This window comes from Xanthomonas sp. WHRI 8932A (assembly GCF_035012785.1).
Taxonomy (GTDB): Bacteria; Pseudomonadota; Gammaproteobacteria; order Xanthomonadales; family Xanthomonadaceae; genus Xanthomonas.
This window is the reverse complement of sequence record NZ_JAYGQQ010000011.1, coordinates 175,977-194,961: the sequence shown is the minus strand read 5'-3', so window position 1 is coordinate 194,961 and position 18,985 is coordinate 175,977. Positions and strand designations below refer to the sequence as shown.

General features: G+C 65.1%; 15 protein-coding genes and 2 other RNA genes. 7 read left to right on the top strand and 10 right to left on the bottom strand.

All coding sequences use genetic code 11. The annotated features are described in order from the left end of the window. Nucleotides 1-134 precede the first annotated feature (134 nt). From VC212_RS18570 to VC212_RS18560, 3 genes are all read left to right on the top strand, one after another. A complete protein-coding gene (locus tag VC212_RS18570) occupies nt 135-2,573 on the top strand; it encodes an adhesin (protein ID WP_323515016.1) in 2,439 nt (812 codons plus the stop codon). A gap of 62 nt (nt 2,574-2,635) precedes the next feature. Beyond that, nucleotides 2,636-4,540, top strand: coding sequence for a S8 family peptidase (locus tag VC212_RS18565; protein ID WP_323515017.1), 1,905 nt, complete (start codon nt 2,636-2,638; stop codon nt 4,538-4,540). A 127-nt stretch (nt 4,541-4,667) separates the two neighbouring features. Then, nucleotides 4,668-4,743, top strand: a non-coding RNA gene (locus VC212_RS18560) — sX9 sRNA. A 4-nt stretch (nt 4,744-4,747) separates the two neighbouring features. Here VC212_RS18560 and VC212_RS18555 read toward each other — a convergent pair. Further along, on the bottom strand, nt 4,748-5,302 hold the full coding sequence (locus VC212_RS18555) for a hypothetical protein (RefSeq protein ID WP_323515018.1): 555 nt from the start codon (nt 5,300-5,302) through the stop codon (nt 4,748-4,750). A 164-nt stretch (nt 5,303-5,466) separates the two neighbouring features. Here VC212_RS18555 and VC212_RS18550 point away from each other — a divergent pair, with 164 nt between their 5' ends. Then, nucleotides 5,467-5,733 (top strand): DUF3297 family protein, encoded by a 267-nt coding sequence (locus tag VC212_RS18550; protein WP_323515019.1) that lies wholly within the window; start codon nt 5,467-5,469, stop codon nt 5,731-5,733. A 409-nt stretch (nt 5,734-6,142) separates the two neighbouring features. Here the strand turns inward: VC212_RS18550 and VC212_RS18545 are convergent, their stop codons facing one another. From VC212_RS18545 to VC212_RS18525, 5 genes are all read right to left on the bottom strand, one after another. Continuing rightward, entirely contained in the window at nt 6,143-6,904 is a 762-nt protein-coding gene (locus tag VC212_RS18545) for an ABC transporter permease (protein ID WP_055847888.1), read from the bottom strand. Then, nucleotides 6,901-7,845 carry an ABC transporter ATP-binding protein gene (locus tag VC212_RS18540; RefSeq protein WP_055847885.1) on the bottom strand — a complete coding sequence of 315 codons (945 nt, stop codon included), beginning with the start codon at nt 7,843-7,845 and terminating at the stop codon, nt 6,901-6,903. Before VC212_RS18540 ends, VC212_RS18545 begins: the two co-directional genes overlap by 4 nt. A gap of 282 nt (nt 7,846-8,127) precedes the next feature. Beyond that, nucleotides 8,128-9,765 carry a Na+/H+ antiporter gene (locus VC212_RS18535; RefSeq protein ID WP_055847883.1) on the bottom strand — a complete coding sequence of 546 codons (1,638 nt, stop codon included), beginning with the start codon at nt 9,763-9,765 and terminating at the stop codon, nt 8,128-8,130. Nucleotides 9,766-10,244: 479 nt separating this feature from the next. Beyond that, nucleotides 10,245-10,886, bottom strand: a complete 642-nt coding sequence (locus VC212_RS18530; protein WP_236699222.1) for a hypothetical protein — start codon at nt 10,884-10,886, stop codon at nt 10,245-10,247. A gap of 141 nt (nt 10,887-11,027) precedes the next feature. After that, nucleotides 11,028-11,103: non-coding RNA, sX9 sRNA (locus VC212_RS18525), on the bottom strand. A gap of 322 nt (nt 11,104-11,425) precedes the next feature. Between VC212_RS18525 and VC212_RS18520 the strand changes: the two genes are divergently transcribed. Beyond that, nucleotides 11,426-11,983, top strand: coding sequence for a fasciclin domain-containing protein (locus tag VC212_RS18520; RefSeq protein WP_055847877.1), 558 nt, complete (start codon nt 11,426-11,428; stop codon nt 11,981-11,983). A 300-nt stretch (nt 11,984-12,283) separates the two neighbouring features. On the opposite strand, the gene VC212_RS18515 is transcribed toward VC212_RS18520, so the two are convergent. The 4 genes from VC212_RS18515 to VC212_RS18500 form a co-directional block, all read right to left on the bottom strand. Beyond that, nucleotides 12,284-13,723, bottom strand: coding sequence for a UdgX family uracil-DNA binding protein (locus VC212_RS18515; RefSeq protein WP_055847875.1), 1,440 nt, complete (start codon nt 13,721-13,723; stop codon nt 12,284-12,286). Nucleotides 13,724-14,056: 333 nt separating this feature from the next. After that, a complete protein-coding gene (locus tag VC212_RS18510; protein WP_055847872.1) occupies nt 14,057-15,301 on the bottom strand; it encodes a putative DNA modification/repair radical SAM protein in 1,245 nt (414 codons plus the stop codon). Nucleotides 15,302-15,661: 360 nt separating this feature from the next. Next, complete coding sequence (locus tag VC212_RS18505; protein ID WP_055847870.1) at nt 15,662-16,468, bottom strand: class III extradiol ring-cleavage dioxygenase; 807 nt, start codon at nt 16,466-16,468, stop codon at nt 15,662-15,664. A 39-nt stretch (nt 16,469-16,507) separates the two neighbouring features. Continuing rightward, nucleotides 16,508-16,918 carry a DoxX family protein gene (locus VC212_RS18500; protein WP_055847868.1) on the bottom strand — a complete coding sequence of 137 codons (411 nt, stop codon included), beginning with the start codon at nt 16,916-16,918 and terminating at the stop codon, nt 16,508-16,510. 106 nt (nt 16,919-17,024) lie between these two features. Between VC212_RS18500 and VC212_RS18495 the strand changes: the two genes are divergently transcribed. Together VC212_RS18495 and VC212_RS18490 are read left to right on the top strand one after the other, a co-directional pair. Further along, complete coding sequence (locus VC212_RS18495) at nt 17,025-17,921, top strand: LysR family transcriptional regulator (RefSeq protein ID WP_055847865.1); 897 nt, start codon at nt 17,025-17,027, stop codon at nt 17,919-17,921. A 312-nt stretch (nt 17,922-18,233) separates the two neighbouring features. Beyond that, a complete protein-coding gene (locus tag VC212_RS18490) occupies nt 18,234-18,803 on the top strand; it encodes a flavodoxin family protein (RefSeq protein ID WP_055847862.1) in 570 nt (189 codons plus the stop codon). Nucleotides 18,804-18,985 lie beyond the last annotated feature (182 nt).

The window sequence follows — 18,985 nt, the reverse complement described above, 5'->3', positions numbered from 1 at the left end:
TGACACGTGGCGGAGCGCATGACTATGTTGCGTTGTCCCGCAACATGAAATGTACGGAATTCCAAGACACGTGGGGATGTCTGGGAGCCGATGTGCAGCGGTCGACCACTCCATCCACGCGCCAGGGAATCTCCATGAGCCAGATTGATCGCTTCTCGAACCGGGCCTGCGCCCGGCACGCGACCACCACCGCGCCGCACCCCCATGCCGGCACACGTCCGCAGCGCGTGCTGCTGCATGCTGCGGTCCTGACCGCGCTGCTGCTCAGCAGTAGCGCGGTGATGGCGCAGGTCGCCACCCCGCAGGGCGTCGCTGCCGCCGCTGCCGCCACCGATGGTCAGACCGGTACCGATGCATCCGCCATCGCGGCCGACCAGGACACCACGGCGCAAGCCGATGCCGACCAGGACGATGCTGCCGACACCGGCAAGCATTTCCATATCGTCGGCGGCGCCGACGCCACCACCGATGTGGGCGCGTTCGCCGCTGAGCCGTATGCAGTGGCGATCGGCGAAGCAAGCAATGCGCTCGGTGAGGGCGGCATCGCACTGGGTGCCGGTGCCACGGTCACCGAAAAGTTCGCCATTGCCGCCGGCTACGCGGCAGCGGCCACCGGCGAATCGGCGGTTGCGGTGGGTGGCACCACCGACGTGTTCGATTACGACGACGGCGGCAATATTCTCGCCGTGCACGCCGAGTCCACCGAAGCCACCGGCTTCGTCTCCACCGCGCTCGGCGGCGGCGCCAAGGCGCTGGATGCGATGACCACCGCCGTGGGCAGCGGTGCCGAAGCCAGCGTCTTCGAGGCCACTGCACTGGGACATCGCGCACGCGCACTGGAGCAGGGCGCCACCGCCATCGGTACCCGCTCGCAGGCGATCGGGCTGGGCAGCAGTGCGCTCGGCAACGGCGCACGCGCGGTCGCCGACAGTACCGTGTCCATCGGTTTCAATTCCTTGGCCAGCGGCACCGACAGCGTCGCGATCGGCGGCATCAGCACCGCTGCGGAGAGCGCAGGCAACAGCATCGGGATCGCGGCAGCCACCGGCACCGGCGCGATCGCCCTGGGCGCGGGTGCGCAGACCCAGTCCGACTACGCCATCGCCATCGGCTACAACGCCAACATCTTCCCCAACCTGCCGGGCAACACCGATTCGGTGGCGATCGGCCACAGCGCCGGCACGTTCGGGGCCAACACCGTGTCGCTGGGCGGGTTTGCGTTGACCCACGACGCCGACTCGGTGGCGATCGGCCACAACGCCGAAACCTACGCCGTCAACAGCGTGGCGCTTGGCGTCAATGCCAAGACCTCCTGGTTCAACCCCAATGGCACTGCGATTGGCAACGACACCGAGGCCAATGGCGTCGATGCAACCGCCATCGGCTATGGCGCCAAGGTGGGCAACTGGGTCGACGACTCCTGGAACCGCTCGGCCAGCAGCGCGGTGGCGCTGGGTGCGTATTCGCATGCCACCCGCAGCAATAGCGTGGCGGTGGGCGATGTCGCGTCCGGGTTGACCCGGCAGATCACCAGCGTGGCCGCCGGCAGCGAGGCCACCGACGCGGTCAACCTGGCACAGCTGCGCAGCGTGGCCACCGCACTGGGCGCCGGTAGCGCTTTCGACCCCACCGGCAACCTGATCAGCGGCAGCTACCTGGTGCAGGGCGCGAGCTACGGCAATGTCGGCGAGGCGATGGGCGCCATCGATGCGGCCCTGACCGTGTTCGATGGCCGCATCGGCGCCTTGCAGAACGTGTCTGCGGGTGGCGTGGCAGTTGGCGGCGGCAGCCTGGCGCCGGTGGTCGGCAGCGGCACCAACGCCGTGGCGATCGGCTCGTCCGCCACCGCAAATGGCGAGAACGGCCTGGCGGTCGGCGCCGACGCGCTGGCCTACGGCCCGCAGGACACCGCGCTCGGTGCCAATGCCAAGGTCAACGCCGACGGCAGCACCGCAGTCGGCGCCAATACGACCATCGCCACCGCCGCCACCAACGCGGTGGCCGTGGGCGAAAGCGCCAGCGTCACCGCAGCCTCGGGTACCGCGCTCGGCCAGGGCGCGCGCGTCGACGCCGATAACGCAGTCGCGCTAGGACGTGGCGCGGTGGCCGATCGCGCCAACAGCGTCTCGGTCGGCAGCGCCGGCAACACGCGACAGATCACCAATGTCGCTGCCGGACAAAGCGATACCGACGCCGCCAACGTGGCCCAGCTCAACGCCGGCAACAGCCGCACGCTGAGTTCGGCCAACAGCTACACCGACAGCCGGGTGTCGGCGCTGAGCGACAGCTTCACCCAATTGCGCGATGGCAGCGAACGGCGCTTTCAGACGATGGATCGCCGTATCGACCGCATCGGCGCAATGAGCGCGGCGATGCTCAACATGGGCATCAATGCTGCCGGCACCCAGAGTGCGCGCGGGCGCATAGCCGTCGGCGCCGGCTTCCAGAGCGGCGAACGCGCGCTCTCCATCGGCTACGCCAAGAAGGTGGGCGAGCGCGCCTCGTTCAGCCTCGGCGGCGCGTTCAGCGGCAGCGACTCGTCGGCAGGCCTGGGCTTCGGCGTGGACTTGTAACTCCTGCGCCGCGCCGTGCACGTCTTCCCCTTAACTCCATCGATTCTTGCGAGAGCCATCCCATGAACAACGCTTCGCTGCCGCTCAAGCCCCTGCTATTGAGCGCAATCCTGGCCACGGCCACGTTTCAGGCCCATGCGGCCACCGATCAACTCAGCCTGCGCGGCCTGCCTACGGCCACTTCCCCAACCGCACTCCCCGCCCGGCTGATCGTCAAATACAAGAGCAGCGTGCCGTCCGACAGCTCGCGCCTGTCGATCCTGTCTGCAGCCGCCAACCGCGCCGGTGTCCTGCGCGCGGCCAGCGGTGCCGCGCGTGCCACGCCGCTCAACGCACGCGTGCTGCGGCGCACCGGGACCGGCGCCAGCCTGCTGGACCTTGCGCGCACGCTCAGCAGCGCCGACCAGGCCAAGTTGCTGACCGAACTGCGCGCCGATCCACAAGTGCAATACGCCGAGTTCGATCGCATGCTGCGCGCGGTCGATGACGTAGCCGGGCCCAGGCTCAAGGCCGGTGCCGTCGCAGTGACGCCGCAGGCCACCGCCACCGCCGTAACCCCCAACGACCGCCTGTATGCCGGGTTCCAGTGGCATCTGCAGGACAGCATCGGCGGCATTCGCGCTCCACAAGCCTGGGAGAGCTCCACCGGTGCCGGCGTGGTGGTGGCGGTGCTCGACACCGGCATCCTGCCCGACCATCCGGACCTGAAGAACAACGACCACATCCTGCCGGGCTACGACTTCATCAGCAACGCGGCGATCTCCCGGCGCGACAGCGACGCCCGCGTGCCGGGCGCGTTGGACTACGGCGACTGGACCGAAGAGGACAACTTCTGCGGACTGCCGGCGCGCTCCAGTAGCTGGCACGGTACCCATACCGCGGGCACGGTCGGCGAACTCACCAACAATACGATCGGCGGCGCCGGTGCTGCCTACGACGCGCAGATCCTGCCGGTACGCGTACTCGGCCAATGTGGCGGTACCAGCTCGGACATCGCCGATGCCATGGTGTGGGCCTCCGGCGGCCATATCGACGGCGTCCCGGACAATCTCCATCCGGCCGAGGTCATCAGCCTGAGCCTGGGCGGCCCGGGCACATGCGACAGCACTACCCAGAGCGCCATCGACACAGCAGTGGCCAATGGTGCTGTGGTGGTGGTGGCGGCTGGCAACGAGGCCAGCAACGCCTCGCAGTTCAGCCCGTCGAGCTGCGGCAACGTGATTACGGTGGGCGCCACCCGCATCACCGGCGGGATCGCGTTCTACTCCAATTTCGGCAGCAGCGTGGACCTGTCCGGCCCCGGCGGCGGTGCCACCGACGACACCGGCAACGGCGGCTGGGACGGGGTGGTGCTGTCGACCGGCTATAGCGGCAAGACCACGCCGACCTCCGGCGAGTACGAATACGTCGGCTTTGCCGGCACCTCGATGGCCACGCCGCATGTGGCCGCGGTGGCCGCCCTGGTACAGAGCGCGCTGGCCGCCTCCGGCAAGACCCCGCTGGCCGCTGCGCAGATGGAAGCCATGCTGCGCCAGACTGCGCGCGCCTTCCCGGTCAGACCACCGGCCGGTCGCGCGATCGGCACCGGGATTGTCGATGCCACCGCGGCACTGGACTACGTGCAGAACAGCTGCAGCGGCAGCGCCTGCATACCGGTCACCGTGAGCCTGACCAACCGCGATGCCCTGACCGGCCAGAGCGGCGGTCAAAGCGAGGAAAAGACCTACCGCTTTACCGCCAACGCCGGCAGCGCCTTGAATGTGCTCAGCTTCGGTGGCGGCGGCAACGTCGCGCTGTATCTCAGCTACGACGTCGAGCCGACCACCAGCAGCTACCAGTTGAAATCCGCACGCACCGGCAGCGCGCAGACGCTACGGCTGACCGCACCGCAGACCGGCACCTACTACATCAAGTTGGTCGGCGGCACAGGGGGGTTCAACAACGTGTCGCTGATGGCGCGGCAGTAATCGGCAAGCGTGCCGGAGGTGGTGCACGCCACTTCCGGCACCAGGCGTGCGGCTGGCTTGCAGCAGCTAACAAGAGGACCGTGCTCACCGCCAGGCGGGTGCGGGTGCGGCCGCTGCTCGGTGCGGCATGGACCACGCGTAGGCTCCGGTTCCTCCACGCCGTCCACACCCATCTGACGACTATTCGCTACGTTGTGTTCGCCGCTCTTAGAACGCCTCGTTGCCCAGCCGCACTTCCACGTCCAGCAACGAGGTCAGCGCCAGCATCGCCTCGTCGTCGCGACTGAGCGCGATCCAGCCGGCATAGGCATCGCCGCCGGTGTTCCAGTTCCACAGCGAATAGCCATGCTCGCGCAGGCGGTCGAACGCCACCGCCATCAGGTCGGGCACGCCAAGGCCGTTGGCGAAGTCTTCGTCGTCGAGATCGCCGCCCCACGCGATGCGCAGGTTCCAGCGCGCGCTCAGTTCGTCGATGGCGGCAATGAACGAATCGGTATCCTTCCAGTCGACATAAAACCCCGAGCGCCAGTCGATCGCGTCCTTCAACGCCCACAGCCAGGCATCGTCGCCCTCATCGTCGTCGTCCGCCTCGGCTTGCGTTTCGCGCCAGGCGTCGAACTGCCCCAGTGCGGTGTCTTCGTCGCCCGGGTTGATCAGCACCAGCAAATTCCAGACCCGCGCCGGATGGTCGTCGACATCGTCTTCGTCGGTCTCGGGCGGCAAGCCTTCGTCGTCTTCGTAATCGGCACTGTTGTCGGGCATGGCGGTCTCGCTCAAGGATTGCAGGTGCGAAGTGTGACGCCTCACGCGGCGCAAGCAAACCGGCGGGTGAGCGCGTCTGTGGCATCAGGGCTGGTCTTCCCGGCACAGGCCCGTATCCTGTGCGGCCGAAGACGGCTATCCCGGTCCGTCATGACGCCTTCCCCATGAGCGATACCCCTCCCGATCATCTGGCCATCGACCCACGCAGCCCGTTCCACGATGCCGACGTCCTCAATCGCGGTATCGGCGTGCGCTTCAACGGGGTCGAACGCGACAACGTGGAGGAATACTCGGTGAGCGAAGGCTGGATCAAGGTGCAGGTCGGCAAGGCGCGCGACCGGCGCGGCAACCCGATGACGATGAAGGTCAAGGGTGAGGTGGTGGCCTACTTCCTGGACACCAAGCCCGACGCCCAGCCTGCTGCCGAGTAAGAGCGGCTGACCACACTACTTCAAGCTGTTGTATTGCAGAGCTGCTGAGCTGCGAGTTTGCTGCAGGGCCCTTGCCCGCCCACCCTCGCGGGACACGCTGCAAGTAAGTCCTTGTAAGCGCTTACGCGGTATCCATGCCGCGTAAGGTCCCGCGACGGTGGGCAGGCAAGGACCAGTCGAGATGGTCGGTGTGCATCGCTCTCAATAAAGCAATCAGCAAACTGGCCGATGCGGTGTCCTCGCCGCTTGCGGGACCGTGTGGCGGCATGGATGCCGCCACCGAGCCTCCACGGACGGATTCACGGCGTGTCCCGCAAGCGGCGCGGGCACCGCGCACTCGACCCACTCCAGCGTTTGACCTGGGCTTCCGACCGCACCCACCAGGATGCAGCCGACAAAACCACTGCACTCAAGCCTTGAGCCGATAACCACTACGGAAGATCGCCGCCACCACGCCCAGGCACACCACTAGAAACAGCAACGTCATGCCGGTGCTCACCGCGATATGCACGTCGGCCTTGCCGTAAAAGCTCCAGCGGAAACCGCTGATCAGATACACCACCGGGTTGAACAAGGTGACCTTCTGCCACAACGGCGGCAGCATGTTGATCGAATAGAAACTGCCGCCCAGGAAGGTCAGCGGCGTCACCACCATCAGCGGGATCACCTGCAGCTTTTCAAAGCCGTTGGCCCAGATGCCGATGATGAAACCGAACAGGCTGAAAGTCAGCGCGGTGAGCACCAGAAAGCCCAGCATCCACACCGGGTGGGCGATTTCATACGGCACGAACAGGCGCGCGGTGAGCAGGATCAACAAACCCAGCATCACCGACTTGGTCGCCGCAGCGCCCACATAGCCGATCACGATTTCCCACCACGCCACCGGCGCGGACAACACCTCGTAGATAGTGCCGGCCCAACGCGGCATATAGATGCCGAACGAGGCGTTGGAAATGCTCTCGTTGAGCAGCGACAGCATCACCAGCCCGGGAATGATGAAGGCGCCGTAGCTGATGCCGTCGATATCGCCCATGCGCGAGCCGATGGCCGCGCCGAAGACCACGAAATACAGCGAGGTCGAGAGCACCGGCGAGGCGATCGACTGAGTGAGCGTGCGGAAGGCGCGCGCCATTTCGAAACGATAGATCGCTGCAATCGCATGCCGGTTCATGCGCGCACCTCCGCGTTGCGTGCGCCATGCACCAGGTTGACGAAGATTTCTTCCAGCGAACTCTCGCTGGAATGCAGGTCCTTGAAGTCGATGCCGTGCTCGTTGAGTCGGCGCAACAACGCACCGATGCCGGTCTGCTCGGCCTGGGTGTCAAAGGTGTAGATCAGGCTGTTGCCATCGGCCGACAGTTCCAGCGGCAAGTCTGCCAACGCAGCGGGCAGCGTGTGCAATGGCGATTGCAGGCTTAGCGTGAGCTGCTTTTTGCCGAGCTTGCGCATCAGCGTGTGCTTGTCTTCCACCAGCACCAGCTCGCCGCGATTGATGACGCCGACGCGGTCGGCCATGTCTTCGGCCTCCTCGATGTAGTGGGTGGTCAGGATGATGGTGGTGCCCTGCTCGCGCAGGCGCCGCACCATCTGCCACATGTCGTGACGCAGTTCCACGTCCACACCGGCGGTGGGCTCGTCCAGAAACAGAATCCGCGGCTCATGCGCCAGCGCCTTGGCGATCAACACGCGCCGCTTCATGCCGCCGGACAGCGTGGAAATCTTGTTGTTGCGCTTGTCCCACAGCGAGAGCTCGCGCAACACGGTTTCCAGGTACTGCGGATTTGCCGGCTTGCCGAACAGGCCGCGACTGAAACGCACCGTGGCCCACACCGTTTCGAACGCGTCGGTGGCCAGTTCCTGCGGCACCAGCCCGATGCTGGCACGCGCGGCGCGATAGTCGCGCACGATGTCGTGGCCATCGGCCAGTACGCTGCCGGTGCTGGGGTTGATCAGCCCGCAGATGATGCTGATCAAGGTGGTCTTGCCGGCACCGTTGGGGCCGAGCAGCGCGAAGATTTCGCCGCGCTGGATGTCCAGATCCACCTGTTTGAGGGCCTGGAAACCACCGGCGTAGGTCTTGCTCAATCCCTGGATGGAAACGATGGGCGTCATGGGTTTTGTACGGAAACGATAAGCGCCCAGGGTAGGCGGTGTGCCGTGACGATGGGAGGGGGGCAGATGGGATGGTGTCTCCCGAGGCGCCGTGATGGCGGGAGTGGGTGTGGGTGTGGGTGTGGGTGTGGGTGTGGGTGCGGGTGCGGGTGCTCATACGATTCCCGCTTCACCGCGCGCATCCACACGTACGGCTCAGTCGCGCCCAGGTGCGCTCCTACGACCGGCGTGCCGTTGCCCGGCTCTTGCGAATTCCTACTCCCGACGCCCTAGTCCCGTTCCTCAAGCCCGCTTACGTGACTCGATCAAATCCAGATTGCGCACCAGCCTGCGCGACAGGTCGTCGGAGATCTCGCGACGGCGCGCAAGCTTGAACAACTCGTTCCGTTCGGCCACCAAGGCCGCGTGCCGGAATTGGCGCAAGGCCTGCTCGTAAGCACCGGCTTCTTCAGGGTCGGTTTCGGCCATGTCCACTGCGCCCAGCTTGCGTTGGTAGCGTTGGCTGACCTGGTTGGCGGCGGCGTTGTAGCGCTCGGCATGGGCACTGTCTTCCACCAGTCGCTGACGCAGCTTTTCCACTGCCTCCAGCGCTGCCTGCGAGGCCGCCTTCACCGCCAGGTCTTCTTTCTGCTGCTCGTCTTCTTCTTCCGGCAATTCCAGTCCGCGCAGCAGGGGCGGCAGTGCCACGCTGGCCACCAGCAACGACACCAGGATCACCGAGGCGGCCAGGAAGATCGCCAGCTGGCGGGCCGGAAATGGCGAGCCATCTTCCAGCATCAACGGTAGCGTCAGCACGCCGGCCAGGGTGATCGCGCCGCGTACGCCCGCCAGCGACACCGCCACCACAATCCGCCACGGCGGGCTGACATGCTGCTCGCCGCGCCGCTGCGCCTTGAAGATGTTCCAGCGCAGCGACAAAAATACCCACACAAAGCGCAACGCCATCAGGCTGGTGCTGATGGTGGCCACATATACCGCCAGCCACCAGGGATTGAGGTGCCCGGCCTCCTGCACGCTGCGCACTGCGCCATCCAGGATGCCCGGCAACTGCTCGCCCAGCAGCACGAAGATGATGCCGTTGAAGGTGAACTGCACCGTGTCCCACACCGCCGAACGCTGCAGCCGCATGTTGCCCGGTGCGTTGCCGGCCATTTCCACGTAGCTCATGGTGATGCCGGCCGCGACCGCAGCCAGGATGCCGGAGGCGTGGAAGGCTTCGGCCAGCAGGTAGGCGGCAAACGGCGTGAGCAGGTTAACCAGGATCGCCGAACCGGGTTCTTCGCCGAAGTGACGCCAGATCCAGGCCTGGATCCGGCTCAGCCCAAAGGTAGTGGCCACGCCCAGTGCCAGCCCGGCCAGCGCCACCCACAAGAAGGTCAGCGAAGCGGTCGCCACCGAGAAAGTGCCGGTGAGCACCGCAGCCACCGCGAACTGGAAGCACACCAGGCCCGAAGCGTCGTTGAGCAGCGACTCGCCTTCCAGGATGTGCATCAGGCGCTTGGGGATCGGCACCTTGGAGGCGATCGACGACACCGCCACCGGGTCGGTCGGCGAGATGATCGCCGCCAATGCAAACGCCACCGCCAACGGCATCGCCGGGATCAGCCAATGGATCAGCAACCCCGCCCCGACCACCGTGAACACCACCAGGCCCAGCGCCAGCTCCAGGATCGCCGCCTTGTCGCGGAACAGGCCTTGTTTGGGAATGCGCCAGCCGTCCAGGAACAGCAGCGGCGGCAGGAACAACAGGAAGAACAGCTCCGGCTCCAGCTCGTGCCCCGCATCGAACACACCGGAGACCACCGCGCCTAGCGCGATCTGGACCAGCGGCAACGGCAGCGAGAACGGCAGGATGCGGATCAGATAACCGCTGGCCGCGACCGCCAGCAACATGGCGAGGACGACATCGATCGAATGCATAAAAACCCGGAAGAAGAAACGGCCGTACGTGCGGCATCGTCATATTGCGACGCACAACCACGTACTGACGGGACCATACCGGTTTGCAACCGGTGATGAAACCACTGCACCGCCTGGGCCTGGGCGTGGTCCTGTGCATGGCCGCCACAGGGGTGTGGTGCTGCAGCGCTGTGGCGGGTGTGCATCGATCAGCCACTGTGGCTGCCGGACGGACAGGACGACACAACGATGCGGCGGTGCTTCGTCAAGACAGATGGCCTGCGGCACGATAAGCCGCTGCGCCATCGTGGCACTGCAACAGGCCCGCAATGCACCTGCGCGTTGCAGGCAGTGGGCAATGGGCAGACGATGGATCCATCGCCAAGGCCAACAGTCGCTCGGTCGCCTGGAACGCAGTGCCGTCGAAAGCAACCGGCACATGATCCCTCGCGACGTCGCGGATGCCGACGGCATGCCCGCGCAGATTGGCCGACCGAGGATCAGCTGTGGTGCACGTGCCTGTTTGCGTGCGGCGTCGATTGCCGAGCGCCCTCGACCGGGACCAGGAAGGTCGCTTCATGCAGTTTCAGCTTGGAGTCGTAGTGACTCACCGTCACCTTGACCGCCGTGACCTTCTTTTTGAAGGCGTACGGCCATTGCGCGCCCAGCATCTCCTGCCCGGGCGCCTGACCGTCAGCGTCTCCGACGAGCTTGATACGCACGGGGTAATTGCCTGCGCCGCCGTTGTCCGCATCGTTGGCATCGGACACGTCGATATGCGCTTTCGAAAACGCCAGCGTCGACGGGCCGCCGTCCTTGTAATTAGCGCTGTCGTCGAATCCGATGTTCTTGTAACTATAGGTCAGCAGGATCACTTGCGTGGGAACCCACGAGCCGCCGCCGTGGTTGGGAATCTTCACCTTGGCCACGCGCGCAGAATCAACCGTGAATTCCCACTCCCCCGGCACAATCCATTTCTGCCCTGGTCGATAACTGTCACTCGCAGGGACTGCAGCGGTCGCTGATGGCGCAGGCGTTGGCGTGACGGCTGAAGCGTGTGCAATGCCGAATAACGCCAGCGCGCCTGCCACCCACACTGTCGGCAGCACCAGTCGATTGAATTCACTATTTTGGGACTTCATGGTCTACAGCGCCTTAGAAAGGATTATCACGCAAGGGCGTCAAGACTAATCGCACTGACCGATGTCGCTTTTTCCAATCGCGAACATTCGTGCAGCATTAGGGAGGTCATGCGATAGCGGCGACGCCGCTGGAATTAGAGTGGCTAACAACGCGGAGCGAGCAATTGTCGGGTGGGTATGGACGGCGCGGAGAAACCGCAGTGTGCGCGTGGCACATGCCGCACCGAGCACTGGCCGTGTCCGCCTGGCAGCTGCACCGTCGGTTGGTTAGCTGCTCTTAGTGACAGCCGGATCGCGCGTCCTGCATTGCAGTTTCGCCAAGGAGTTTTTCAACCGTCGGTCGGAATGTGCGGGCATTGCTGATCGAACAGACTCAACCACGGACCATTCGATCGCGGTTTGCTACTGGGGATTATGACAACGGTGCAGCGCAGCATCCTTATGTAAAAACCACGTGATGCATCCGCGCCGCATCTGGCCGCGTATCAAGATCCACGATTGCCATCCAGGTAATCGCTCACCCAAAGGATCGATGCCTCATGAAGACCTCATTCCAGTCGCTTGCCATTGCCACCGCTATTGCCCTCACCAGCGCGATGGCTCCCGCTTACGCTGCGTCCAATCCGATGGTGGGTGGCGCGCCGATGCTGGCGACCAAGGACATCGTCGACAACGCGGTCAACTCCAAGGATCACACCACCCTGGTGGCAGCCGTCAAAGCGGCTGGCCTGGTCGACACCTTGAAGGGCCCGGGCCCGTTCACCGTCTTCGCCCCGACCAATGCTGCGTTTGCCGCATTGCCGGCCGGCACGGTGGACACGCTGCTGAAGCCCGAATCCAAGCCGATGCTGACCAAGGTGCTCACCTACCACGTGGTACCGGGCAAGGTGGACGCGGCCTCGTTGATCGCCAAGATCAAGGCCGGGGGCGGTAGTGCCACGCTGACCACCGTGCAGGGCGAGCCGCTGACCGCAAAGCTCAATGGCAAGAAAGTCACACTCACCGACGCCAAGGGCAACACCGCCACCGTCACCATTGCCGACGTCAACCAGAGCAATGGCGTGATCCATGTGATCGACAAGGTGCTGATGCCGTAACTGCAGGCACGTCGCTGGCGCATGCCCGGCTTTCCCACCGACGCAAACGGCTCGCATGTTCGTCGGTGGGCGCTTAGCGACGCATTCGCTGATGCGTGATTGCATGGCGTCGGTGGGCGATCGTTGTGGGCACGAGTTGGTCGTGTCCACTGGCCCATCGACGCGCCGATTCATGCGCGTGCAGTTGCAAGACGCGCGACCCAACCGCGAAGCGGCGGTAACGAGGTCGCCGGCATGCCGGCGACCTCTCTTGGTGGCTTGTTCTCCGACACCATGCGCGTGCATTTGCACGCGCTTTTTTTATGCCTTGGCCAGATCGCTTGCCGCACTCGGCGGCGCCAACAATAGCCGCAGGTCCTCCACAAAGCCGCGATAACCTTCCTCGCGCGCCGCCTCGGAGCCTTGTCGCAGCACCCAAGACGGATGCACCGTCGCCAGTACCGGCGTGCCGTCGCCCAGCCGTTGCCACTGCCCACGCTGCTGCATCAAACGAAAGCCCCGCCCCAGTACTGCCTGTGCCGCAGTCGCTCCCAGACAAACGATGTGTGCGGGCCGCAGCTGCGCGCGCTCGGCCTGCAGCCAGCCACTGCATGCCTGCACATGCGCACGCTCCGGATTGCGATGCAGGCGCCGCTTGCCGCGTTGCTCGAAACGAAAATGCTTGACCGCATTGGTCACGTAGAAGGCCTGGCGATCCACGCCCAGTTCGTCGAGCGCCATGGTGAACAGACGCCCGGCCGGGCCCACGAACGGACGCCCGCTGAGATCCTCTTCGTCGCCGGGCTGTTCACCGATGACCATCACCGATGCATCGTCCGGCCCTTCGCCAAACACCGTTTGCGTCGCCGGTTGCCACAGCTCGCAGCGGCGACAGTCGCGCGCGGCCGTGCGTAACTGCGCCAGACTTTGCGTTGCAACTTCCACGGCGGGCGCGGGCGCCGCTGGCACGCGCCGCCGCACCGGCTCGGGCGCACGCTCGGCCATCTCGCGTACGCGCACACCCGCCTCGCGGATCAACTCCGGCAACAGCGCCGCTTCGGGCAGGTTTTTCCAGTATTTCTGCGGCATTTCCTGCCGCATCATGGTGGGGTTGAGCCGCGCAGGATTGAAGATATGCGCGTAGTACGTGCGCCACAGGGTTTCCTGCGCGTCGTCGGCCGGCACCTGCGACCGTACCGCCGCATCGCCAAACGACAACGCCTCGCCATCCCAGCGCACGCTGCGGTATGGCGTGAGGATCGCCCACTGCATGCCGGCAAACCGCCGCGCGAAGAACGGCGCCACCCGATCCACGATGCAATGCTCGGGTTCGAACCAGGCCACAAAATCTTCCTCTTCTCCAGGCAAACGCCGAAAGCGCACGAATGCCTTCATCTTGTGCGTATCGCGCTGCACCGCCTTTTGCCATTGCCGAAGCCGGTGTACATCCACATCGGTGGCGCGCTCCAGCAGCGCCTTTTCGCCAGAAGCGATTCGCCACAACAACCGATACAGCACCGCGTGCCGCTGTGGATCGCGATGACACAATACCGATGCAGCCAGCTGCATGAAGTCCGCCGACACCCGCGGCGGCGGCACGGTCAGCGGCAACTCCAGCAACCCCTGCCCCATCAACAACCCACCCTGCGCCCCACCGTTCCATGCCACATCGTCCGGTTCCACCTGCGCACACCACCCCGCCCGCGCCAACGCACGCCACGCCTCGAAACTCCACGGTGGTTCGACCTCAGCGCTGAACATTACGTATACCTGACCTCAAGATTTCCGATCCGGCTGTCGCTTCGTCGCCGGCACTCTGGTTGTGTCTTGCATCTTTACTGCTGCTTTTTTTCAGTTGTTATCGCTGCTATCGCTTTGTCGCTCCCGCGCAGGATCGCATCGGGCGATGGCGGTTTTGGTGACGTCTGCCAAGACACATCACCCGCGCCGCAAGGTACCCAAACGCTTGGAGCAGGAATTCGGCGACCGAAGTTGGAGATTCGTGGCAGCCATCAAGAACGTCCAGCTCATACCTGCGGGCGCACCCTCATCCGCCCTTCGGGCAGCTTCTCCCGATAGGAGAAGGCAGGAGCATCAATCGAACAAACTTGCCTGCCGCGGTGCGGGCGCCAACTGCGCACGTAACCGTGCCGGATCGTCCAGGCGCTGTCTTGGATGATGATCCAGCACACTCACAAACGGCAGCAGCTTCTTCATCGGCACCCGCAGCCGCGCCAGATCGCCCACCCGCAACCGTGCATGCCGGCGCGACAACAGCAGCCGCTCCACATTGCGGGTACCCAACCCTGGCACCCGCAACAACATCTCACGCGGCGCTACATTCAGATCCACCGGAAACCGCTCCGGGTTACGTAGCGCCCAGGCCAGCTTGGGGTCCACGTCCAGGTCCAGCATGCCGCTGGATTGTGCAGGCGCGATTTCCTCTACCGAAAATTCGTAGAACCGCAGCAACCAATCGGCCTGATACAGCCGATGCTCGCGCTGCAACGGCGGCGCCTGCAGCGGCAGCTTGGACGATGCATCCGGGATCGGGCTGAAGGCCGAGTAATACACCCGCCGCATGCGGTAATTGCCGTAGAGATTGTGGCTGGTGTCCAAGATGGCGCGGTCGTTGGCATCGTCGGCGCCAACGATCATCTGCGTGCTCTGGCCTGCCGGCGCAAAGCGCGGCGGCTTGGCCCGGCGCACCTTTTCGGCCTTGCGCTCCAGCTGGTTTTCTTCGATGCGCCAACGTAGCTCGCCCATCGCCGACCGAATGCCGCCAACGCTTTTTTCCGGCGCCAGCAAGGTCAGGCCCTGCTCGGTCGGCAACTCCACATTGATGCTCAGACGGTCCGCATAGCGGCCAGCCGCAGCCAGCAGCTCGGGCGCGGCGTCGGGAATGGTCTTGAGATGGATGTAGCCGGCAAAACGATGCACCTCGCGCAACTGCCGCGCCACTTCCACCAGCTGTTCCATGGTGTAGTCGGAGTTGCGGATGATGCCGCTGGACAGGAACAGGCCTTCGATGTAATTGCGCTTGTAGAAATCCAGCGTCAGCGTGACCACTTCTTCAGGCGTGAAGCGCGCGCGGCGCACATTGCTGGACACGCGATTGACGCAGTAAGCGCAGTCAAAGATGCAGAAGTTGGTCAGCAATATCTTCAGCAGCGACACGCAGCGGCCATCGGGCGTGTACGAGTGGCAGATGCCCATGCCCTCGGTACTGCCGATCCCGCCGGTACCGAGCGAATTGCGCTTGTTCGCCCCACTGGAGGCGCACGAGGCATCGTATTTGGCGGCGTCGGCGAGGACGGCGAGCTTGTCGAGGATTTTCACGCGGGCAGCATGCAGCCAGGGCGTCTCAGCCTATGAGACTGCACCGCAGCAGATCGTGAATGCTTCAGAGCGCTGCGGGGCAGCGGTGATGCCTCAACGCTGCGGTGTTGTAGTGATGCCTCAGCACTGAGGTGTTGTAGTCATGCCTCAGCACTGCGGTGTTGTGGTGATGCCTCAACACTACGGTGCCGCGGTGATGTCGTCAGCGCTGCGGTACGGCCGAATGCGCTTATCGCTGCGGCGTAGCACTACTGCACCCAACGCTGCGGCACGGCAGTCACGCCGTTACCGCCGTGTGTCAAAGTGCCGCCCTTAGTGCTCCAGTGCCGCCGCGTTAGCGGCACTGCCTTCACAACCCGATCAAGCGGCAATCGCGGCATCACCGTCGAAGCGATATAGATCCATCGCCAGAAAGCCCAGGTCGATCCCGGCATCGATCCGCTGCGCGCCGAGTTGGTCGCCACCGGCCGCACCCATCGCGACATAGAGCGGCAACAGGTGCTCGTCGCTGGGATGCGCGCGCTCGGCATACGGCGCCTGTCGGCGATAGTCGAGCAGCGCGGGGATGTCGTTTTCCAGCAGTTTGCGCTCGGTCCATTCGATGAAGGGGCGCACATACGGCGCCTCGCGCTCCACGCTATACCCGTGGCGAAAATCGTGCAGGTTGTGGGTGATGCTGCCCGAGCCGATCACCAGCACGCCGTCGTCGCGCAGCGGTGCCAGCGCGCGCCCCACCGCAAACTGGTGGGCAGGGCCGAGTTCGGGCTGGATCGACACCGACACCACCGGGATGTCGGCCGCCGGGTACAGCAAGCGCAGCGGCACCCACACGCCGTGATCGAAGCCGCGTTGCGGGTCCAGCTGCGGATGCAGGCCGGCCTGTTCCAGGCGGCGGGTGATCTGCTGCGCCAGCGCAGGCTCCCCGGGCGCGGGATACTCCAACTCGTATAACGGCGCAGGAAAACCGCCGAAGTCGTGAATCGTCGCCGGCCGCGCGGCAGCGCTGACCAGCGGGCGACGGCCCAGCCAGTGCGCGGTGGCGACGACGATCGCGCGCGGCCGTGGCAGCAGCTGCCGCAGTTCTTCCAGGCGCAGCCCGACCTGGCCAGGCTGCAACGCCGTCATCGGCGATCCATGCGAGATGTACAACGATGGCATGCGGCTCATGCGTGTCTCCTTATATGACAGGCTTCAAAATGACAGGCTTCAGCGCGCCGGCTTCAGCGCAAGCGCGCCATCGCCCAGCAGCGACTGCACGATCAGTAACACCGCCCACAGCGCCGGATACTCCCAACCGCCACCCGGGTTGGAGAAACCGAACCCGTTGGCGCCATGCACGCTGACGATGGTGCCCAGCAGCAGCGGCACGCCGAGCAGCGCCACCCAGCGTGCGTAAAGGCCCAACAGCAACGCCAGGCCCAGGCCGAGTTCCAGCGCCATGCTGAGATAGGCCAGCGCGGCGGGCAGGCCGAGCGACTGGAAGTAGCCCACGGTGCCGGCCGGGGTGAACACCAACAGCTTGGTCAGACCATGCACCAGAAACAGGGCGCCCAGGCTGATACGCAGCAGTGCCGCGCCGTAGGCAGCAGTCCCAGGCGGTGCGAGGTGGGTGGACATGACGGGCACTCCGTTGAGGACCCACACAGCCTATTACTTACTAAAATCTGATAAATACATCGGATTCGGATAATTTATTGCAACCAAAGAAACAATCGGAACGGCCATGGATACCCTCGATGCGATGCGTGTGTTCACCGCGGTGGCCGAACGCAGCGGCTTCAGCGCCGCCGCCGATGCGCTGGACCGTTCCACCGCCAACGTCACCCGCCAGGTCGCCGCGCTTGAACAACGCCTGGGCACGCGCCTGCTCAACCGCACCACGCGCCGGGTCAGCCTGACTAGCGCCGGCACGGCGTACTACCAGCGTTGCCTGCAGTTGCTGGCCGATCTGGACGACCTGGAAGCCACCATCGGCGCGCAGGCGCTGGAGCCGTCCGGTGTGCTGCGAGTCAATGCGCCGGTGAGCTATGGGATCGAGCGTCTGGGCGCGCTGCTGCCCGGCTTTCGCGCACGCTACCCGCAGGTGGAGCTGGACCTGTCGCTGACCGATCGCCTGGTCGATATGGTCGAAGAAGGCTTCGATGTGGCCATCCGCATCACCCGCCAGCCGGCGCCGATGCTGATCGCGCGGCAACTGGGCAAGGTTCGGCTGCTGCCCTGCGCAGCGCCGGCGTATCTGGCGCGCGCCGGTACGCCGAAGCATCCGTCCGACCTGGCCGGCCACGAATGTCTGCTGTACCAATACTCGCCCAGCGGCGACGAGCTGCGCTTCCATGGCCCGGACGGCGATGTCGATGTACGCATCCACGGCGGGCTGCGCGCCAACAACGGCCACGTGCTCAATGCGGCGGCGCTGGCCGGCCAGGGCATCGTGATGCAACCGGACTTCCTGGCCGATGCGCATATCGCCAGCGGTCGCCTGCTGCGCATCCTGCCCGACTACCAACTCGGCGAGATCGGCATCTTTGCGGTGTACGCCAGCCGCAGCCATCTGGCGCCGAAGGTGCGCAGCTTCATCGACTACCTGCTCGAATGCCTGGCCGAGCCGGCGGCCGGCTAAGCGCGGTCGGCAACACGCGTCAGCTATCGTCGGTTGGTGTGGCAGCGCGCCTGGCACACGCCGCACCTAGCGCCGGCGACTGGCTAAAGCGGCGGCCGGCAACACGCGTCAGCAATCCTACGTTGGTGTGGGTGGCGCGCTCAGAACCAGGACATGTGAGCACAGAACGCCGGCTGCGCCTGCCCGGTGGCTGTGCAGTGGTTGTATTGGCCGCCCCAAGCGGCCGCGGCAACAGTTCGTCCCGCACGTGGTCATTCATCTGTCGCGGCTGGTGTGCGCACAATCGGCCTCCCTCGTTCAGCAGGAGCGTCCATGAGCAAGATCGCCATCGTGTATTTCAGCGGCTACGGCCACACCGTCAAGCAGGCCGAAGCCGTGCATGCAGGGGCCGCCAGTGTCGGCGAGGCCACGCTGTACCGCATCGACCAGGACGGCAAACTGCCCGACGACGCCTGGGAGGCGATCGGCGCAGCCGACGCGATCATCTACGGCAGCCCCACCTACATGGGCGGGCCGGCCTGGCAGTTCAAGAGGTTTGCCGACGACAGCTCCAAGCCGTGGTTTGCGCAGGCATGGAAGGACAAGGTCGCCGCCGGCTTCACCAACTCGGCCTCGGTGAACGGCGACAAGTACGCCACCATCCAGTATTTCTGGACCTTGTCGCAGCAGCACGGGCAGGTCTGGGTCGGCACCGGTCTGCCGCCGTCCAACACCAAGGCGCACGGGCCGCAGGACATCAACTGGACCGCCGGTTGGGGCGGCGCGCTGGCAATCTCGCCCTCGGACGCATCGCCGGACGAAGCCCCGCGCAGCGGCGATCTGGAAACCGCAAGGCTGCTTGGCAAGCGCGTCGCCGAGTTTGCCAACAAGCTCAAGGGCTAAGGCCACCATCGCAGCGCCCGCGCGTTTGGGCCGGCTTGAGGCGGCCCGATACGCGCGGGCGTTGGTTTGTTTAACGATGCGGTTGCAGGCGTGGCGCCGAGAGAACGCGTGCAGGTTGGCCGATGTCGTTGGCATTGACTGCGTCGTGTGACCACTGGCGGATCGCTGGGGCTGCGCGCACT